14 protein-coding genes and 1 pseudogene are annotated in these 18,225 nt (G+C 73.7%); 7 read left to right on the top strand and 8 right to left on the bottom strand.

Annotation, left to right across the window (positions count from 1 at the left end; all coding sequences use genetic code 11):
- Window positions 1-72: 72 nt before the first annotated feature.
- Window positions 73-1,209 (top strand): NlpC/P60 family protein, encoded by a 1,137-nt coding sequence (locus ACFYX4_RS30595; protein WP_389340073.1) that lies wholly within the window; start codon window positions 73-75, stop codon window positions 1,207-1,209.
- On the opposite strand, the gene ACFYX4_RS30600 is transcribed toward ACFYX4_RS30595, so the two are convergent.
- The 5 genes and pseudogenes from ACFYX4_RS30600 to ACFYX4_RS30620 form a co-directional block, all read right to left on the bottom strand.
- Entirely contained in the window at window positions 1,206-2,459 is a 1,254-nt protein-coding gene (locus ACFYX4_RS30600; RefSeq protein ID WP_389340075.1) for a styrene monooxygenase/indole monooxygenase family protein, read from the bottom strand. The genes ACFYX4_RS30595 and ACFYX4_RS30600 overlap by 4 nt on opposite strands.
- An 84-nt stretch (window positions 2,460-2,543) precedes the next feature.
- Window positions 2,544-3,191 (bottom strand): ATP/GTP-binding protein, encoded by a 648-nt coding sequence (locus ACFYX4_RS30605; RefSeq protein WP_389340077.1) that lies wholly within the window; start codon window positions 3,189-3,191, stop codon window positions 2,544-2,546.
- Entirely contained in the window at window positions 3,172-3,621 is a 450-nt protein-coding gene (locus ACFYX4_RS30610) for a DUF742 domain-containing protein (protein WP_389340079.1), read from the bottom strand. The genes ACFYX4_RS30605 and ACFYX4_RS30610 overlap by 20 nt, the downstream gene beginning before the upstream one ends.
- On the bottom strand, window positions 3,618-4,121 hold the full coding sequence (locus ACFYX4_RS30615; protein ID WP_389340081.1) for a roadblock/LC7 domain-containing protein: 504 nt from the start codon (window positions 4,119-4,121) through the stop codon (window positions 3,618-3,620). Before ACFYX4_RS30615 ends, ACFYX4_RS30610 begins: the two co-directional genes overlap by 4 nt.
- Window positions 4,122-5,665: 1,544 nt before the next feature.
- Window positions 5,666-7,861, bottom strand: a pseudogene (locus ACFYX4_RS30620) (nitrate- and nitrite sensing domain-containing protein); the annotation flags it as partial.
- A 370-nt stretch (window positions 7,862-8,231) separates the two neighbouring features.
- Between ACFYX4_RS30620 and ACFYX4_RS30625 the strand changes: the two are divergent.
- The gene (locus ACFYX4_RS30625) at window positions 8,232-9,017 is read left to right on the top strand and encodes a protein phosphatase 2C domain-containing protein (protein ID WP_389340083.1); all 786 of its coding nucleotides are present in this window, start codon (window positions 8,232-8,234) and stop codon (window positions 9,015-9,017) included.
- Window positions 9,018-9,100: 83 nt separating this feature from the next.
- Here the strand turns inward: ACFYX4_RS30625 and ACFYX4_RS30630 are convergent, their stop codons facing one another.
- Window positions 9,101-9,613: a MarR family winged helix-turn-helix transcriptional regulator gene (locus tag ACFYX4_RS30630; RefSeq protein ID WP_389340085.1), complete on the bottom strand. Its 513-nt coding sequence runs from the start codon at window positions 9,611-9,613 to the stop codon at window positions 9,101-9,103.
- Window positions 9,614-9,725: 112 nt separating this feature from the next.
- A complete protein-coding gene (lon, locus tag ACFYX4_RS30635) occupies window positions 9,726-12,149 on the bottom strand; it encodes an endopeptidase La (RefSeq protein ID WP_389340087.1) in 2,424 nt (807 codons plus the stop codon).
- Window positions 12,150-12,392: 243 nt separating this feature from the next.
- Between lon and ACFYX4_RS30640 the strand changes: the two genes are divergently transcribed.
- The 5 genes from ACFYX4_RS30640 to ACFYX4_RS30660 all read left to right on the top strand — a co-directional run bounded on the left by ACFYX4_RS30640 (window position 12,393) and on the right by ACFYX4_RS30660 (window position 17,365).
- Window positions 12,393-13,412 (top strand): DUF5954 family protein, encoded by a 1,020-nt coding sequence (locus tag ACFYX4_RS30640; RefSeq protein WP_389340089.1) that lies wholly within the window; start codon window positions 12,393-12,395, stop codon window positions 13,410-13,412.
- Window positions 13,413-13,727: 315 nt separating this feature from the next.
- On the top strand, window positions 13,728-14,405 hold the full coding sequence (locus ACFYX4_RS30645; RefSeq protein ID WP_389340091.1) for an RNA polymerase sigma factor: 678 nt from the start codon (window positions 13,728-13,730) through the stop codon (window positions 14,403-14,405).
- A gap of 16 nt (window positions 14,406-14,421) precedes the next feature.
- Complete coding sequence (locus tag ACFYX4_RS30650; RefSeq protein ID WP_389340093.1) at window positions 14,422-15,699, top strand: hypothetical protein; 1,278 nt, start codon at window positions 14,422-14,424, stop codon at window positions 15,697-15,699.
- Window positions 15,696-16,664, top strand: coding sequence for a hypothetical protein (locus tag ACFYX4_RS30655; protein WP_389340095.1), 969 nt, complete (start codon window positions 15,696-15,698; stop codon window positions 16,662-16,664). Before ACFYX4_RS30650 ends, ACFYX4_RS30655 begins: the two co-directional genes overlap by 4 nt.
- Complete coding sequence (locus ACFYX4_RS30660) at window positions 16,661-17,365, top strand: ATP-binding cassette domain-containing protein (RefSeq protein ID WP_389340097.1); 705 nt, start codon at window positions 16,661-16,663, stop codon at window positions 17,363-17,365. Before ACFYX4_RS30655 ends, ACFYX4_RS30660 begins: the two co-directional genes overlap by 4 nt.
- Here ACFYX4_RS30660 and ACFYX4_RS30665 read toward each other — a convergent pair.
- Window positions 17,335-18,135: a rhomboid-like protein gene (locus ACFYX4_RS30665; protein ID WP_389340099.1), complete on the bottom strand. Its 801-nt coding sequence runs from the start codon at window positions 18,133-18,135 to the stop codon at window positions 17,335-17,337. The two genes, ACFYX4_RS30660 and ACFYX4_RS30665, sit on opposite strands and share 31 nt — an antisense overlap.
- Window positions 18,136-18,225 lie beyond the last annotated feature (90 nt).

Raw genomic sequence — 18,225 nt, forward strand, 5'->3', positions numbered from 1 at the left:
CACGGACCGCACACCCACACCTGATGCTCGCCCTGCGGGGTGGAGGGCCCACCCCGCGCGGGAGGTGATGACGTGTCAGGAAGGCTGCTGCGTCGGGTGTGCACGGCCTGCACGACGACGATGCTGGCCGCACAGGCCGTACTGCTGACCCCGGCGTCCGCCGTGGCCGCCCCCGAGCCGCCGGAGCCCGGCGGGCGCTCGGTGGCCGAACTGCTGACGGACCTTCAGCGGCTGTACCGGGAGGCCGAGAAGGCCGCCGAGGCCCACAACACCACCGAGGAGAAGCTGAAGGAACGCCGGGCCGAGGCCGAGCGCCTCAACGCGCGGCTGGCGCGCACCCGGCTGTCCCTGAACGAGAGCCGGGGCGCCGCCGGACGCCTGGCCCGCCAGCAGTACCAGAACATCACCGGCATCTCCCCCTACGTACGGCTCCTGCTCGCCCGGGACCCGCAGCACGCCCTCGACCAGGGGCACGTCATCGGACAGCTGGCGCGGGAGCGGGCCGAGACGGTGGGCCGGCTGGAGGGCAGCGAACGCGAGGCCGACGTCCTCGCCCGCCGGGCGCGCGCCGCCCTCGACGCGCAGCTCACCCTCACCGAACGCAAGAAGAAGGAACGCGACGCCGTGCGCCGCCGGCTGGACGACGTCGAACGGCTCCTCGCCTCGCTCAGCGCCGACCAGCTCACCGCCGTCGCCGACCTCGAACGCGACGACGTCGCCGAGGCCCAGCAGAAGCTGATGGCCTCGGGCGCGCTGAGCGACGACCGCCCCCCGTCGACGGAGGGCGACCGCGCCCTGCGCTACGCCGTGGACCAGCTCGGCAAGCCGTACGAGTGGGGCGCGGAGGGCCCCGCCGCCTACGACTGCTCGGGCCTGACCTCCCAGGCCTGGCAACGGGCCGGCACCCCGATCCCCCGCACCAGCCAGCAGCAGTGGGCCCGCCTGGACCGCGTCCCGCTGGACGCGCTGCGCCCCGGCGACCTGGTCGTCTACTTCCCCGACGCCACCCATGTGGCGATGTACGCCGGGGAGGGCATGGTGGTCCAGGCCCCGAGACCGGGCGAACCCGTCAAACTCTCCCCGATCGCAACCAACCCGATCCTGGGCGCAGTCCGCCCGGACCCAGAGGCCGAGCCGGTGGAGGACTACAAGCCCCTTGACCTCTCAGACCCGCACCCGCCGAACGACCGCACCCCCAACGACGCCTAGGCCCCGGCCACCTCGGCGAGGTAGCCCTGCGTCTTCTCCGGCTCATAGAAGAAGTTCTCGAAGTCCGCAGGATCGTTGAACCCGTTGGCGAAACGATCAGCCACCGGCTGCAACTGCCCGGCCGCGCCGATGAGGTTCAAGATGTGCTCGGGCGGCGGAGCCAACATCGCGTTGGTCCACTTCGTCACATGCTGAGCCGTGTCCCAGTACCGGTCGAACGTCCCCCGCATCCACTCCTCGTCGAACGGCTTGTCACCCTGTTCGAGGATCGACGCGAGGTAGGCGGCCGCGCACTTGGACGCCGAGTTGGAGCCCTGTCCGGTGATCGGGTCGTTGGCGACGACCACGTCGGCGACGCCGAGCACGAGGCCGCCGCCGGGCAGGCGGCCGACCGGGTTGCGGACGGTGGGCGCGTAGCGGCCGGCCAGGGTGCCGCCGGCGTCGGTCAGTTCGACCCGGGTGGCCCGCGCGTACTCCCACGGCGTGAACCGCTCCATGAGCTCCAGGGTCAGGGAGAGGTGCTCGGCCGGGTCCTTGACGCCCTTGAAGACGTCGAGCGGGCCGCCGGGCACGCCCTCCCAGAAGAGGATGTCGGCGCGGCCGGAGGTGGTGAGCGTCGGCATGACGAACAGCTCGCCGACGCCGGGGACCAGGTTGCAGCGGACCGCGTCGTACTCCGGGTGCTCCGGGCGCGGGCCGAGGCCGTGCACGTACGCCACCGCGAGGGCGCGCTGCGCCTCCGTGTACGGGGAGCGCGAGGCGTCGCGGCCGAACATCTGGACGAGCTCGCCCTTGCCGGCGGAGATCAGGACGAGGTCGTAGGCGCGGGAGAAGTAGTCGAGGTCGGAGACGGCCGCCCCGTGGATCACCAGCTGGCCCCCGCGCTGGGCGAAGACCTCCATCCAGCCGGCCATCTTCACCCGCTGGTCGACGGACTGCGCGTAGCCGTCGAGCCGGCCCACCCAGTCGATCGCGCGCTGCGTGGGGCCGGGGTCGTGGGAGCCGGGGGCCGCCACCGAGACGCCGAGTCCCTCGATCCTGGGGGCCTGCGACTCCCAGAAGTTCAGCTGGAGGTCGCGCTCGTGCTGGAGCGCGGTGTGGAACATGCACTGCGTCGACATCACCCGGCCGGAGCGGATCTCGTCCGCGGTGCGGTTGGACATCAGGGTGACCTCGTACCCGTGCGACTGGAGGCCGAGGGCGAGCTGGAGTCCGGACTGGCCGGCTCCGACGACGAGTATCTTCCGCATGCGGGGCTTTCTCCTAGGTGGCCGGGGCCGGGGGCCGGGGGTGGGGGGCCGGGGTGGGGGGACCAGGGGGACTTGGAGGTGGGCCTACTCGGGGGTTTCGTCGAGGGCGTGGCCGACGAGGGACAGGAGGGTCTCGATCACCGAGATCCGGCGACGCGCGTCCATGATCATGACGGGGATGTGCCGGGGGATCGTCAGCGCCTCCCGGACGTCCTCCGGGTCGAACAGCTCGCTGTCGTCGAAGTGGTTGACGCCGACGACGTAGGGCAGTCCGCAGCTCTCGAAGTAGTCCAGCGCGGGGAAGGCGTCCTTGAGGCGGCGGGTGTCGGCGAGGACGACGGCTCCGATCGCGCCGCGCACCAGGTCGTCCCACATGAACCAGAAGCGCTGCTGGCCGGGGGTGCCGAAGAGATAGAGGACGAGGTCGTCGTCGAGCGTGATGCGGCCGTAGTCCATGGCCACCGTGGTGGTGGCCTTCTCCGGGGTGCCGGTGAGGTCGTCGGTGTCCTCGCCGGCCTCGGTCATCAGCGCCTCGGTCTGGAGCGGGGTGATCTCCGAGACGGTGCCGACGAGGGTGGTCTTGCCGACGCCGAAGCCGCCCGCCACCACGATCTTGGTGGCTATGGGGGCCCGAGTGCGGTCCGTCTGCCAGGACTTCAGGTCCTCGTCGGGCTCGTCGACGAGGGGGGAGACACCGAAGGGGGTTTCGGCGTCAGAGACGACGGAGTCCACTGAGCACCCTTTCCAGCAGAGCGCGGTCGGGACGGCCCGTACCGTGAGCGGTACCGGTGCCGTACACACGGATCTTTCCCTGGTCCGCGAGGTCGCTGAGCAGCACGCGGACCACGCCGAGCGGCATCTTCAGCAGCGCGGCGATCTCGGCCACCGTGCGCATGCGGCGGCACAGTTCGACGATGGCCCGCAGCTCCGGCATGACCCGGGTGGTGAGGGAGCCGTTCGTCAGTTCCTTGCGTTCCTCGGGCGCTTCGAGTTCGGCCGTGGCCGCCACGAACGTCTCGACGAGGAGGACGTGACCGAAGCGGGTACGGCCGCCGGTCAGCGAGTAGGGGCGTACGCGGGCGGGCTTGCGGTCGCCGCCGCGGACGGGGAGCGGGGTGATCCGGCCGCCGGGGGCCGGGGTGTCGCGCCGGGGAGAGCTCATCGGGTGCTCCCCGCCGCCGCGGACTCCAGCGACTGCCTGAGCTCGCTGCGGAGTTCGGGGGTCAGGACGTGGCCGGCGCGGCCCACGAAGAGCGCCATGTGGTACGCCACGACGCTCATGTCGCAGTCGGCGGAGCCGTGGACCCCGAGCAGGGAGCCGTCGCTGATCGACATCACGAACAGGCTGCCCTCGTCCATGGCGACCATGGTGTGCTTCACCCCGCCGAACGCCATGAGCCTGGCGGCGCCGATGGTGAGGCTGCCGATGCCGGAGACGATGGTGGCGAGGTCGGCGGAGGAGCCTCGTGGGCCGGTGGGTTTCGCTCCGCCGGGGCGGCGGGCGGCGTGGTTGAGACCCGGGTCGGAGGAGAGCAGGAGCAGGCCGTCGGAGGAGACGACCGCGACGGACTGTATGCCGGGGACCTCCTCCACGAGGTTCGTCAACAGCCAGTGCAGGTTGCGTGCTTCACTGCTCAGTCCGAAGGTACTGGGCGCGGTCAACTGCTTGCCTCCTCGACTGTGCCCCCCGTGTCTTCTTCGGCGTGTGCCTGTCGTGCGTGAGGTGCTGTGTTCTGTGCCGTCTGTGCCGTCTGCTCTGCGATTTCGGCTTCGACGTCGCGGTAGCCGGCCTCCGCCCCCCGGCGGAAGCCGCCCAGGCGGCGACGGAGGGCTTCGGCGTCGACGCCGCCTGCGGAGCGGCGGGGGGTGGGGGTGGGTGCGGTGATCTTGGGGGTGCGCTTGGGGAGGCCCTTGTCGGTGAGGAGCTCCTCCGGGGCGTCGGGGGTGCGTCCGTGCGCCTCGGCTTCGCCGCCGGCGGGTCGCTTCCCACCGGCACTGCCCGTGCGGCTCTCGCGGTCACCCGCGGGCGGCCCCAGCGGGGCGCGCCCACCGCCGGCGCCGGCGTCGCCCGCGGGTGCGGGCGCGGGCGCGGATGCGGGCGCGGCACCCGGCCAGTCGTCCGCCGCGCGACGGGCCCGCAGGGAGCGAGCAGCACCGGACCGTCCACCGACACCCGACGGGGCCGGGGCCCCACGGGACACGCTGGACGAACGGTCCTCGGCCGCCATGGCATCGGCAGCCGCGACATCGCTCCCCGGCCAGTCGTCCGCCGCACGACGGGCGGCCCGACCGGCAGCCGGCGCGTCACCGGTGACCGACGGGGCCGTGGCCTCCGGCGTGCCGGCGGGGGCGGTCGACGAGTGGTCCTCGGATGCTGCCGTGGGGTCGGCGGGCGCGACGTCGCTCCCCGGCCAGTCGTCCACCGCACGACGAGCGGCCACGCTGCCGGCCGGCGGGCCGGCGGGGGTGGTCGACGTGTGGTCCTCGGGGGCCGTGGGGTCGGCGGGCGCGGGGTCGGCGGTCGGCCAGTCGTCCGAGGCGCGGCGGGCGGCCCTGTTGGTGGTCGACGGGGCCGTGGGCCCATGGTTCTCGGTCACGGCGTCCGGCGCGCCACCGGGCACGGCGGCCTTGGCGTCGGCGGTCGGCCAGTCGTCCGCCGCGCGGCGAGCGGCCACACTGCCGGCCGGCGCACCGACGGGGGCCGACGGGGCCGTGGCGTCCGGCGTGCCGGCGGGGGTGGTCGACGAGTGGTCCTCGGGTGCCGTGGGGTCGGCGGGCGCGGGCGCGCCGGTCGGCCAGTCGTCCGAGGCGCGGCGAGCGGCCCTGTCGGTGGTCGTGGTCGGCGGGGCCGTGGGCCCACGGTTCTCGGCCACGGTGTCCGGCGCGCTGCCGGGGACGGTGGCCGAGCGGTCGTCGGCGGCCGTGGCGTCGACGGGCGCGACATCGTCGGCCGGCCAGTCGTCCGCCGCGCGACGGGCGGTCACGCCGGTGGCCGACGCGCCGCCGGGGGCGGTGGACGGGGCCGTGGCGTCCGGCGTGCCGACGGGCTCCGTCTTCGCGGCGTCGGCCGGCGGGGCGTCGGTGGTCGGTGTTGTGGGGCCCGGGGCGTCGGACTCCGGGGAGGGGGGTGTTTCTTCGGGGGTGGGGAGGAGGAGTTCCATCGTCGTCTCCGCGGGGGTTTCCGGGAGGGACGTGGGTGTGGGGGCGGGCTTCGCCCGGGTGGGGAGGACGTTGCCGTTGGCCTCGGCGTTCGCGCCGGGGAGGGTGACCGCCGGGGTGGGGGACGCGGTGGGCGGGACGGTCGGGACCGTGGCGGCGGGGGCCGAGGCGAGCAGCGGGGTCGGCAGGACCACGACCGCCGCCACGCCGCCCTGCTTCTGCTCGCGCAGCTGCACCCGCACCCCGTGCCGGTGGGCCAGGCGGGCCACGACGTACAGGCCGAGTCCGAGTCCGTCCTCGCCCTCCTGGTCGTAGGGGGTCTCGGGGTCGAACTCGGTGAGGCGGGAGTTGAGGCGAGCCAGCCGCTCCCCGGTCATGCCGATGCCCTCGTCCTGGACGGAGAGCATGACCTCGCCGTTCTCCAGGAGCCAGCCGGAGACCTCGACGGGCAGGTCCGGCGGGGAGAACGAGGTGGCGTTCTCCATGAGTTCGGCGAGGAGGTGGGAGAGGTCGTCGGCGGCGAAGCCGGCCACGTGCGCGTGCGGGGGCAGCGCGGAGATGCGGACGCGCTCGTAGCGTTCGATCTCGCTGACCGCCGCCCGGACCACGTCCACCAGCGGGATGGGCCCCGCATGCTGCTGGACGTGCTCCTCGCCCGCGAGGACCAGCAGGTTCTCGCTGTGGCGGCGCATGACCGTGGCGAAGTGGTCGAGCTTGAACAGCGTGGCCAGCCGTTCGGGATCCTGCTCGCGCTCCTCCAGGCCCTCGATGACGGCGAGTTGGCGTTCGACGAGCCCGAGGGTGCGCAGCGAGAGGTTGACGAAGGTGCCGCTGATGCTGCTCCGCAGCCGCCCCAACCGGTCGGCGGCGTCGGCGAGTTCGGCGTGCAGCTGCTCACGGGCGTCGGCCATCTTCTGGCGCTGTCCGACGAGGTGCTTGCGGTCGGACTCCATGGTGGCGAGGCGCTCGTGGAGCGCGACGGCGTGCTCGTGCAGGGCGTTGACGGAGCGCACGACCTGCGCGAACTCGTCGTTGCGGCCGTTGAACCGGACCGCTTCCTCGGCGGCCGGGTTCTCGGCGCCGGCCAGCCGGGCGGAGCCGATGCGCAGCACCGCCAGCGGACGGGTGAGGCTGCGGGCCATGGCGGTGGCGATGCCGACGGCGATCAGTATCAGCGCGCCGAGGAGGGCGACGCGCAGCTCCAGCGCGGTGACGTCGTCGTCGCGCAGCTGGGCGAGGTCCTTGGTGCGGCGGTCGAAGGCGGAGGACTCGGCCCCGCGCATCAGGGCGACGCGGCCGGTGAGCGCGGCGTCCGCCTTCTTGACGTCGAAGCCGAGTTCGTCGTCGCTCAGGGTCGGCTGGTCGGTGAGGGCCGTCAGGTACTTCACGGCGGCCTCGACGTCGCCGCCGGTGACCGTGGAGTCGTAGGAGTCGACGACCTGTTCCGGCGCGCTCTCCCGGAAGGCGGCCAGGGCGGCGTCGGAGCGCACCCGGGCCTGCTGGGCGGCCGCGCTGAGCGCGTCGCGCTGCTTGGTGTCGGCCTTCGAGGAGACGGTCTCGGTCTCCGGCAGGCCGGTGACGGGGTCGATGTCCGTCTCGGTGGACGTCGGCACGTTCAGCGCCGCGAGCAGCAGCCCGCGGGCGGCCGTGGCCTGCTGGACGGCGGTGTCGAGCTCGGCGAGGGCGTGCGCGCCGGCGCCCGCGCGCGGCGGCATCTGCTCGGCGAGCTGCTCGGCGAGTCCGTGCAGCGCGGTGATGGCGGCCGAGTACGCCTGGTGCGCCTCCAGCGCGCTGCTCTGCCCGGTGAGGGCGGCCTGGCGGACGGCGGCGATGCCGTCGAGGTCCGCCCGGAGCGCGGCAGGGGTGTCGGTGTCGGCGGTCAGCTCGCGCGCCTGGCGGTCGACGCGGGCGGCGCTCTCCTCCGAGGGCGCCGTGGCCTTGGTGCGGCCGGCCGCGACATGGACGGTGACCTCGTCGCGTTCGTCGGCCAGCGACTGGGCGAGGACCAGCGCGTCCTGGGTCTGCTCGGCCAGGGTGACCAGGTCCTGGGAGTCCTTCAGCTGCCCGGAGGCGGCGAGGACTGAGGGTGCGCCGGCTCCCGCGATGGCGGCGGCCACGACGGCCACCGCGACGATCAGCCGGTTGCGTACATGGGTAGGGCGGCCCTTGCCGACAGGGGTGCGCTCCGCGCCCTGCTCGGAGGCCGTCTGCCTGCCTGTGCGCCGAGGCCGCGTCTTCTGCACCGGTGCTCGCATTCCTGACTCGTGATACCCATGGGTCGGAGGTGACGCTCCGTCAACTGGTGCGTACTCCCGGTTCGGTCCCCGACCCTCCCAGTGCCGGTCGGCGGGGTTCGCGCATCGCCTGCCCCGCCACCCGAAGGAGTGAACATCGGAGGGGAGTTGACGGGCAAGTTCCTCTGGCCTGTGCGACGGCCTTGCGTGGAGCGCCGGTTGGACGTGGACGGCGGGCTTTGACAGGATTCGCCGCCACGGCTTCCCGGAGTGCTTCATTCCCTCCCAAAACAGGCGTCTGACCTGCGTCGCCGTGTTCGTGCAGGGGTGGATGGCGGCCTTTCGCGAAGGGTGTGGAGGGGTCGTGCAGACTGGCCGGATGCGTACGGAACTTGTTTCGGAGCCCGGCGATCGGGACCACCCCAACGAGGACTTCGCGAGTGTCGGGCTTCCCGCTTCCGGACAGGGCGGTTCGCTCGTCCTCCTGGACGGAGTGACGCCGCCGCGGGGCGGTACGGGCTGTCTGCATTCGGTCCCCTGGTTCACCGCTCGTCTGGGCGGAGCACTGACCGAACTGACCGTTTCACACCCGGATGTTCCTCTGGCCGAGGCACTGGCCGCCGCCATCGCGCGTACCTCCGGCGCACACGCCGAAACCTGTGACCTTTCTCACCCGCGCACCCCTCAGGCGACGGTCGCCCTCGCGCGTTGGTCGCCGGAGAGCGTCGAGTACCTGGTGCTCTCCGACGCGGCCGTGCTGCTGGCCGCTCCCGACGGCACGGTCACCCCCGTCCTGGACGACCGCCTGGACCGGGTGCCCCGGGCCCTGCTGGCGAGCGACGAGATCTGCGACGCGAAGGCCCGTAACAAGGAGGGCGGCTTCTTCACGGCCGCCGCCGATCCGGCGGTGGCGTCCCGGGCGGTCACCGGGACCGTGCCGCGCGCCCGCGTCCGCGCCCTGGCCGGACTGACCGACGGGGCGACGCGCTGGGCGGAGAAGTTCCGCGAGGGCGACTGGACGGACCTGTTCGCCTTCCTGCGCGAGGAGGGCGCGGCGGCGCTGGTGCGACGCGTGCGGGAACTGGAGCGGGCGGACGAGGAACGGGTGTTCCTGGGCCGCGGCAAACGCCATGACGACGCGACCGCGGTGTACGCGGAGCTGTGACGCCGGGTCGTGGCGCGTGGTCGTGACGTGACGCCTGGCTGTGGCTCCTGGCGTACTACTCCTCTTACTTGTCCTGCTCGCTACTACTTGGCCATGCCCCGGTTCAGCTGGTTGAGGAGGCGGGCCAGTTCGGCGACCTCGGTGCGCTCCCAGTGGGAGAGCTCGGTGACGTAGCGGCTGCGGCGGGCCTCGCGGACGCGGCCCACGCGGGTGCGGCCCTCCTGGGTGAGGTCGACCAGCCAGGCGCGGCCGTCGGCGGGGTCGGGCTCGCGCGCGATGAGACCGAGGTGCTCCAGGGCGCGCAGCTGACGGGACATGGTCGCCTTGCCGACGCCGATGTAGGCGGCGAGCTCGGTCGCACGCTGGCGGCCGCACTCCTCCAGCCTGACGAGCAAACCGTACGCGGCGGACTCCAGGTCGGGGTGGACCTCGCGGGCCATCTCCCCCTGGTTGGCGCGGGCGCGGCGCAGCAGCACCGTCAGCTCCCGTTCCAGGGACAGGAACTCCTGGTCCACTCCGCGCGCCGAAGCCTCGGGGTCGACTCGCCCGCCTTCGTCGCCGTTCGCGTGTCCGATTGCGTGTCCGTCCTCGTGCACGTCAGCACTCCCGATCCGGTCTCCGACCTGATTCTACGTGCGTAGCGGCGGGCGCGGTGGAGGCCCGGACCTCCCTCACGGGATCCGGGCCTCCCCCGTCCGGCCGCGTCCGTCACGCCGCGACCGGAACCTCGGGCCTCGCGCCGTCCGCGGCGGGCGCGAGCGCCAGCTCCAGCACCTGGCGGACGTCGGTGACGGTGTGGACGTCGAGCTTGTCCAGCACCTCCGCCGGGACGTCGTCCAGATCGGGTTCGTTGCGCTTGGGGATGATCACGGTGGTCACGCCCGCCCGGTGCGCGGCGAGCAGCTTCTGCTTCACGCCGCCGATCGGCAGGACCCGCCCGGTCAGGGAGACCTCGCCGGTCATCGCCACGTCCGTGCGGACCAGCCGCCCCGACAGCAGCGACGCGAGGGCCGTCGTCATCGTGATGCCCGCGCTCGGGCCGTCCTTGGGGACCGCGCCCGCCGGGAAGTGGATGTGCGCGCCCCGGTCCTTCAGGTCGGCCACCGGCAGTTCCAGCTCGGCTCCGTGGCTGCGCAGGAAGCTCAGCGCGATCTGCGCCGACTCCTTCATCACGTCGCCCAGCTGCCCGGTCAGGGTCAGTCCCGCCGCGCCCGTCTCCGGGTCGGCGAGGGACGCCTCCACGTACAGCACGTCGCCGCCCGCGCCGGTGACCGCGAGGCCGGTGGCCACGCCGGGCACCGAGGTGCGCCGCTCGGCCGGGTCCTGGGCGGACTCGGGCACGTGGTGCGGCCGGCCGATCAGGGCGCGCAGGTCGCCGTCGGTGACGGTGAACGGCAGCTTGCGCTGCCCCAGTTCGTGCTGCGCCGCGACCTTGCGCAGCAGTCGCGCGATGGACCGTTCCAGGTTGCGCACGCCCGCCTCGCGCGTGTACTCGCCGGCCAGCTTGCGCAGCGCGCCCTCGTCGAGGGTCACCTCGTCCTTGTCGAGGCCGGCCCGCTCCAGCTGGCGCGGGAGCAGGTGGTCACGGGCGATGACGACCTTCTCGTCCTCGGTGTAGCCGTCGAGGCGGACCAGCTCCATACGGTCGAGCAGGGCCTCCGGGATGGCTTCGAGCACGTTGGCGGTGGCGAGGAACACCACGTCGCTGAGGTCGAGTTCGACCTCCAGGTAGTGGTCGCGGAAGGTGTGGTTCTGCGCCGGGTCGAGGACCTCCAGGAGGGCGGCGGCCGGGTCGCCCCGGAAGTCCGAGCCCACCTTGTCGATCTCGTCCAGCAGGACCACCGGGTTCATCGACCCGGCCTCCTTGATGGCGCGCACGATCCGGCCGGGCAGCGCGCCGACGTACGTCCGCCGGTGGCCGCGGATCTCGGCCTCGTCCCGGACGCCGCCGAGGGCGACGCGGACGAACTCGCGCCCCATGGCGTGCGCGACGGACTCGCCGAGCGAGGTCTTGCCGACGCCGGGCGGGCCGACGAGCGCGAGCACGGCTCCGCCGCGCCGGCCGCCGACGACGCCGAGGCCTCGGTCGCCGCGCCGCTTGCGGACCGCCAGGTACTCGGTGATCCGCTCCTTCACGTCCTCCAGGCCGGCGTGCTCGGCGTCGAGGACGGCCTTGGCGCCCTGGATGTCGTAAGAATCCTCAGTCCGCTCGTTCCACGGGAGTTCGAGGACGGTGTCCAGCCAGGTGCGGATCCAGGAGCCCTCGGGCGACTGGTCACTCGACCGCTCCAGCTTGTCGACCTCCTTGAGGGCGGCCTCACGGACCTTCTCGGGCAGGTCGGCGGCCTCGACGCGGGCACGGTAGTCGTCGGACTCCTCGCCCTCCTGCTCGCCGTTGAGCTCGCGCAGCTCCTTGCGCACGGCTTCCAGCTGCCGCCGCAGCAGGAACTCCCGCTGCTGCTTGTCGACGCCCTCCTGGACGTCCTTGGCGATGGTCTCGGCGACGTCCTGCTCGGCGAGGTGGTCGCGCAGCTGACGCACGGCCAGCTTCAGCCGGGCCACGGGGTCCGCGGTCTCCAGCAGCTCCACCTTCTGCTCGGTGGTCAGGAAGGGCGAGTAGCCGGAGTTGTCGGCGAGGGCGGAGACGTCGTCGATGGCCTGGACCCGGTCGACGACCTGCCAGGCGCCGCGCTTGCGCAGCCAGGCGGTGGCCAGGGCCTTGTACTCCTTGACCAGTTCCGCGACATGACCGGGCAGCGGCTCCGGGACCTGCTCGTCGAGGCGGACGCCCTCCACCCACAGCGCGGCGCCCGGCCCGGTGGTGCCGGCGCCGATGCGCACGCGGCCACGGCCTCGGATCAGCGCGCCCGGGTCGCCGTCGGCCAGCCGGCCGACCTGCTCCACCGTGCCCAGCACGCCGGTGCTCGCGTAGGTCCCGTCGACGCGCGGCACCAGGAGGACCCTGGGCTTGCCCGGCTCCGACCGGGCGGCGGCCTGGGCGGCCTCCACGGCGGCGCGCACGTCGGCGTCGCTCAGGTCCAGCGGAACCACCATCCCGGGCAGCACCACTTCTTCGTCGAGCGGCAGCACGGGCAGGGTGAGCGGTGTGAACGCTGCGGACTCAGCAGCCATGATCTCCCCTTCGGCAGTCAAGTTGAGTTCTTGAGACTCAATGAGTTGAGCTATGCCGACTCAATGCATGGCGGCCGTCGAATGTTCCCCGGATCCGCCCGCGTTCGCTGTGGGCGATCACCTCTCCCCTCTCCCGGTTCTCCCCCGTGCTCCACCGCGCTCCCCCGTGCTTCCCCTTTCTCCCCCGTCCCCACTTCCGGCGTTCGGGCCGAACCGGACCGCCGCCGCCACCACAATGCGCACATGACCGATGACTGGAAGCAACGGCTCGACGCCCTCCACGCGGAACTGGTCCGCCGGGACGACCCCGTCGCGTGGGTGATGGAGGCGGACGCCGTGGAGGCGTCCCGGCGCTACCCGGACATCGCGCCGCGCGGGCCCGTCTTCGGCCTCGCGGCGCAGGACCCCTCGGCGGCCGACCCCCGCTGGCGGCTGCTCAAGCCGGTCGTGAACGGCACTCCGCAGCAGGCCCGCGACGGCCTCAACTCGTATCTGTGGTTCAAGGCGAAGGACGACACCGAGGACCCGGCGGTCCGCCGCGAACTGCTGGCGGCCGTCAGGGTCCTGGAGCGGGAGCCGGCCGACGAGGTGGCCGCGCTGGGCGTGCGCTACCGGGTCGTCCGCGGCGACGAGTTCGCCCGCATGGGCGACGACGAGCTGGAGCCGCCCCGCCCGACCGACCCGGAGCCGGCGGTCTTCTCCTGGGACGGCCGCGACGACACCCCCTCCCCCGACCTGGACTTCGTCCTCGACCTGGGCCGCGACGAGGGCCCGATGGCCGGCGCGCTGCGGCTGGGGCTGCGGGACTTCGCGTACACGGGCTCCCGCTACCCGGCCGACGTGCGCGAGGACTCCGCGCGCGCGGTGCTGACGCACCCGGACGTCGTCTGCCTGCCCGTCGGCTTCTCGGTGGCCGAGCACGACGGCACCGGCTGGACCCCGCACGGCACCCTCATGGCGACCCCGCACGAGGCGCGCCGGCTGCTGTACGACGGCATGGCCCGCTTCTGGGCGCTGCTGTACGGCTTCGACGAGACACGCAAGGCCGTGTACGCGCGCGCGGCGGAGGAGTACCGGGCGGCCGGCCGCGCCGACGAGACCCGGGTGGAGGACCGGCTGTTCCGGATCTGCCGCGTGGAACGCATGATCCGCATGGGCCCGGACGGCCCCGAACGACCGCGCCCGTCCGACCTCGACGACTACGGCCCCATGAAGCTCCACCCGACCCTGCACGAGGACGGCACGGTGGTGCACGACGACTGAGGGGATCGCTGACGGGATCGCTGAGGGGACCGCCGAGGGGGCGTACGCGGGAGCGCGCGTGGGCCCGTATGCGCCGCCCGAGTGCTCCGTGTGCCCGCACGTCACTCACCGATGACCGCAACCCCACGTGCCTCGCCGTTCGGTGTAGGCCACGTGATGCCATGGGTGGCCGCCACCGGGAACGCAGCGGCCTTGACCGACGACGACCACCGCCGAGGCCGCATGACCGCCTGTCCCGGGTGCCGGTCCTGCACCGGCCCTCCGCCCGCGCACGTCCGGGAAGACCGAAAACACCGGGAAGACCGTGCAGACGCCGTGCTCTGCGACGGCCGTCTGGTGCGGGCGATGGCGGCGGGCAGCGCGGAGGCGTTCTCCGAACTGTTCGCCCGCCGCGCCGGCTTCGTGCTCAGGTTCCTCCTCTACCGCGGCTTCCCGGCCGAGACGGCGGAGGACGCCGTGCAGGAGGCGTTCCTGTCCGCGTGGCGGACGGCCTCCCGCTTCCACGGGGGCAACGCCACCGGCTGGCTGCTGCGGATCGCCCTGTGCCGTGCCGTCGACCTCGAACGCGCCCACGGGCGGTCGCGGACGCTCGCCGACCGCGCGGCCCGTGACGCTCTCGCCCCGGACGCGACCGTCTCCCCCTCGGCGGAGGACTGCCTCCTCGCCTCCTCCACCCGCTACACCGCCCTGGACGCGGCGCTGGCCGACCTGCCCGCACCGCAACGCCTGGTCATGGAGCTGCGCTACGTCCACCAGCTCAGCGTCGCCCAGACGGCACAGCGCCTCGACGTGCCGGAAGGAACGGTCAAGGCCTGGGCGTCCCGGGGCCGGGCCCGGCTGCGGACCTGGCTGCTGACGCAGTCCGAGGAGCGGGACGGGGACGGAGAGCGGGCCGGGGACGGGGACTGGGACGGGGACGGGGACGGAGTCGGGGGCGGGGGTGACGACGATGGCGGACTTGCTGGCGGGGCCGGCCCCCGGCCTCGGGCCTAGGAGCCGGGGACACGGTGTGCTGCGGACCCGGCTCATACGCGGGGTCTGGCCCGTGGGCGCGGCCCTCCTCGCCGCGCTGCTGGCCGCTTCGGTCACCGCGTCCGACGCGACCGGCGACTGGTTCGACGCCGCGCGGACGATCCACCTGGCCCTGATCCAGTTCACGCCCTTCGCCATGGCGATCGCCTGCTGGCAGGGCGGCACGGACCCGCGGGCCCGCGCCGAGTGGACCGGTGACACCTCCGCGCGCGGCCCGTGGCCCCGGGCCCTGCTCTCCCTCGCGCCCTCTCTGCTGTGGCCGACGGCCGTGTTCGGCACGGGAGCCCTGGTCGTGCTGGCGACGACCTGGCCGACCGCCACGGCAGGGCGTCCGCCGTTCCTGCTGGCGGCCTACGCGCTCCTCGCCCTGGCCGCCGCCACGGGTGCCGCGCACGTCGTGGGCGCACTGTTGCCGCAGCGGGTCGTGCCGCTGCCGGCGGGAGCGGCGGCGGTGTGGCCGTACATGGTCACCGATCTCGATGGTGACGTGCTCGGCTTCGAGTTCCCCTCCACGCGGCCGTACACGACGGCCGAGGTACCCCAGGGGTATCAGCCGGACTACGTGGAGCCCCTCACCCCCGCCTGGCTGCCCTGGGTCACCCTGGCCGCACTCCTGCTCGTGACCGCGACGGTCCTCGCCCTGCGGGCGCGGCAGCCGCGCCTCGCCGTGCTCCTGCTCGTCTGTCTGGCGCCGCTCGCCCTGCTCGATCCCCTGCGCACGGGCGACGTCGACGCGGGCGTCGGGACCATCGCCGTCCGCTGTTCCACCGATGTGCCCGCGGTCTGCCTGTCGGACGACCGCACGGCGTACAGAGACGAACTGGCCCAGGTCGCCGCCCACTTCGGGCAGCGCCTGTCCGGAGTGCGGGGCGCGCCCACTCACTATCTGGGCACCGCCGAGACCCTCGTGGGCGACCTGCCCGCGGCGAAGGGCTGGACGATGGAAGTCTCGCTCAGCGCCACCAGGGAGCAGCGCTTCCGGATCGTCGCGCGGTACATGGCGGGCATGGGCTGCTGCCGCTCCGCCGCCGACCAAATCGTCGTCGACGCCGTCACCCAGTGGCTCCTGCCCGTCGAGTACCGCGAACGACGGCCGCATCCGTTCCTCCGGCCCGTGATCTCCCGTCTCGACGCCCTGGTCCCCGACGTCCGCGCCGCCTGGCTGAGCCGCTACTTCGCGGTGATCTGGGCCGAAGAAAGCCGCCTGCCCCCTTACCCGTCTCTCCCGCCCCTCCCGAACGGGACCGCCCCATGACCGAACACCGGACCGCCCGGCCCCTTCCCCCCGCCCCTTCCCACCACCTGCCCGCCCCCTGGCTCATCGCCTACGCCGAGGGCCGTCTCACCCCCCGCCTCCGCCGTCACGCCGAACCCCACCTGCTCAGCTGCGGCTCCTGCGCGGACGCGGTGGCGGCGGTCGTCCGGCGGGGCGAGCACGCGGCCCGGCTCGACACCCTGCACACCGCGCTGCTGAACCGCGTCACCGGCGGGCCGCCACCACTGCCCGCCCCGGCGCCGGCCCCCGTGCCCTCCCCCGCACCGGCCCTCACGCCGCCCCCCGCGCGGACCCGCCGCCGCCTCCCGCCCGCGCTCGCCGCCACCCGGGCTCTGCGGCTGCCCTGGCTCATGGCCGTCGTCTGCGTGTCCGGGCTGGGCGTGCTGTTCGGGCATGTCAGTCACTCCTCGGCGCCCCGGCTGATGCTGCTGTTCCTCGCGCCGGTGCTGCCCGTGCTCTGTGTGGCCGGCAGCTACGGCGGCCGGGCCGATCCGTTCGCCGAGGTCACCCGGACCACCCCGGCCGGCGGGCTGCGCATCCTGCTGCTGCGCACCACGCAGACGCTGGTGGTGTGCGTGCCGCTGCTCACGGGCGCGGCGGCGGCGATGCCGCGCGCGGGCCTGTCGCCGTACACCTCGGCGGGCTGGCTGCTGCCCTGTCTCACCGTGACTCTGGCGACGCTGCTGCTCAGCTCCTACTGGGGCAGCTGGGCGGCGGCCCTGACGACCGGAGGCGGCTGGCTGCTGCTGGTGTACGTCCTGGCGAAACCGCTGACCCAGCAGTACCGGGGCGACACGCACCACCGGATCCTCCTCGCCCTGAGAGACGTCCAGGAGCAGTTCGCGCAGGCGGGCGGCGCGATCGTGTTCGGCGCGGTGTCCGCCGTGCTCGCCGAGCTGCTCGTGCTGCGCCGGCACGCCTTCGGCCGCCTGGGGGCCCGGTGATCCACACGGAACGGCTGTGCGTACGACGCCGTCGCACCCTCGTCCTGGACGGCGTGGATCTCCGCCTCGGGCCCGGGGTGCACGCGCTGCTCGGGCCGAACGGCGCCGGGAAGACCACCCTGCTTCGGATCCTGGCGACGGCCGCCGCGCCCACCGAGGGCGGCGTCACCCTCCTGGACCGCGACCCCCGCATCCCGGCGACACGGCAGGAGATCCGGCGCCGACTCGGCTACCTCCCACAGGAGTTCGGGGTACCCCGCGGCTACACGGTCCGTGACTTCCTCGTGTACGCGGCCTGGTTGCGGGAGATGTCCGGCGACGAGATCCCGGCGGCGGTGGAGCGGGCCGCGCGGGCGGTCGAGCTGGGCGACCTGCTCCGGCGACGGCTGGGCCGGCTCTCGGGCGGGGAGAAGCAGCGCGTCGGCATCGCCCAGGCCGTCGTCAACTCGCCCGAGCTGCTGATCCTGGACGAGCCGACGGTCGGCCTGGACCCGGGGCAGCGGGCCCGATTCCACTCCCTGGTGCGCGAGTTGGGCCGTACGTCGTGCGTCCTGCTGTCGACGCACCTGATGGCGGAGGACGTACGCGGCGTCTGCGCGGACGCCACCGTGCTGCACCGTCGGCGCGTCGTGTTCCACGGCACGCTCAACGAACTGGACGCGGCCGGCGGCTACAACGCCTTCGTGCCGCCCGCCGAGTGAGCCGGCCACCGGCCCCGTATCCACGGCCAGGTCGCGAGTCCGATGAGCAGGGCGATCAGGTGTCCCCAGTTCGTCAGGGGGTCCGTGAGGGCCAGTAGGTCCTGGAGCAGCATGGCCCCGAACACGGCGAGCAGCGGCCAGCGCAGCCAGGGAGTCAGCAGGCCGGCGAGGGCGCCGGCGCTCGCGGCGACTCCGAAGCTGATGCCGTAGTCGAGGCGGTGCAGGGAGGTCTCGGGGAGGTGGCCGACGAGGACGGCGAGGCCGACGGGGACCTCGGTCGCCAGGGTGGCCATCACATGGCCGAGCAGGAAGACGCCGGCCGTGCGCAGCCCGCCGATGCGCCGCTCCAGCGCGGTCAGCACGAGCAGGAAGCCGAGCGTGAACGGCGAGGCGATCCCGCCGGCCGCCCACAGCGCGCTGGCCGCCAGCACCAGTACCGGCGTGCGCAGCAGATGGGCGACGTCCGTGCTGGAGCCCTGGTGCAGGGCGTGGACGAGGGCGGAGTCGGCGTGGGCGGTGATGTAGGAGGTGACGGCGAGGATCAGGGCGTAGGCGAAGGTGAAGGGGGTGCCGGTGGGGGTGGGGAGCAGCCGCCAGGGGCGCAGGGCCGTGCGCAGTCCCGCGCGCGGGTGCGCCCCGGGCCGGGGTTCGAGGGCGGCGGGCGGTGCGGGGAGTTCGGGGGCGCGTTGGCGCGGGACCCCGTCCAGCAGGAGGGAGGCGTCGGGAAGGAGGGAGGCGTCCGTGAGGGGCGGGCTCGCGGGCTCCGCCACGGGGCGTTCCCTCCGTGGCTCCACCGCGAAGCGTTCCCTCCGTGGCTCCACCGCGAAGCGTTCCCTCCGTGGCTCCACCGCGAAGCGTTC

It is taken from the genome of Streptomyces sp. NPDC002328 (assembly GCF_042890065.1).
Lineage (GTDB): Bacteria > Actinomycetota > Actinomycetes > Streptomycetales > Streptomycetaceae > Streptomyces.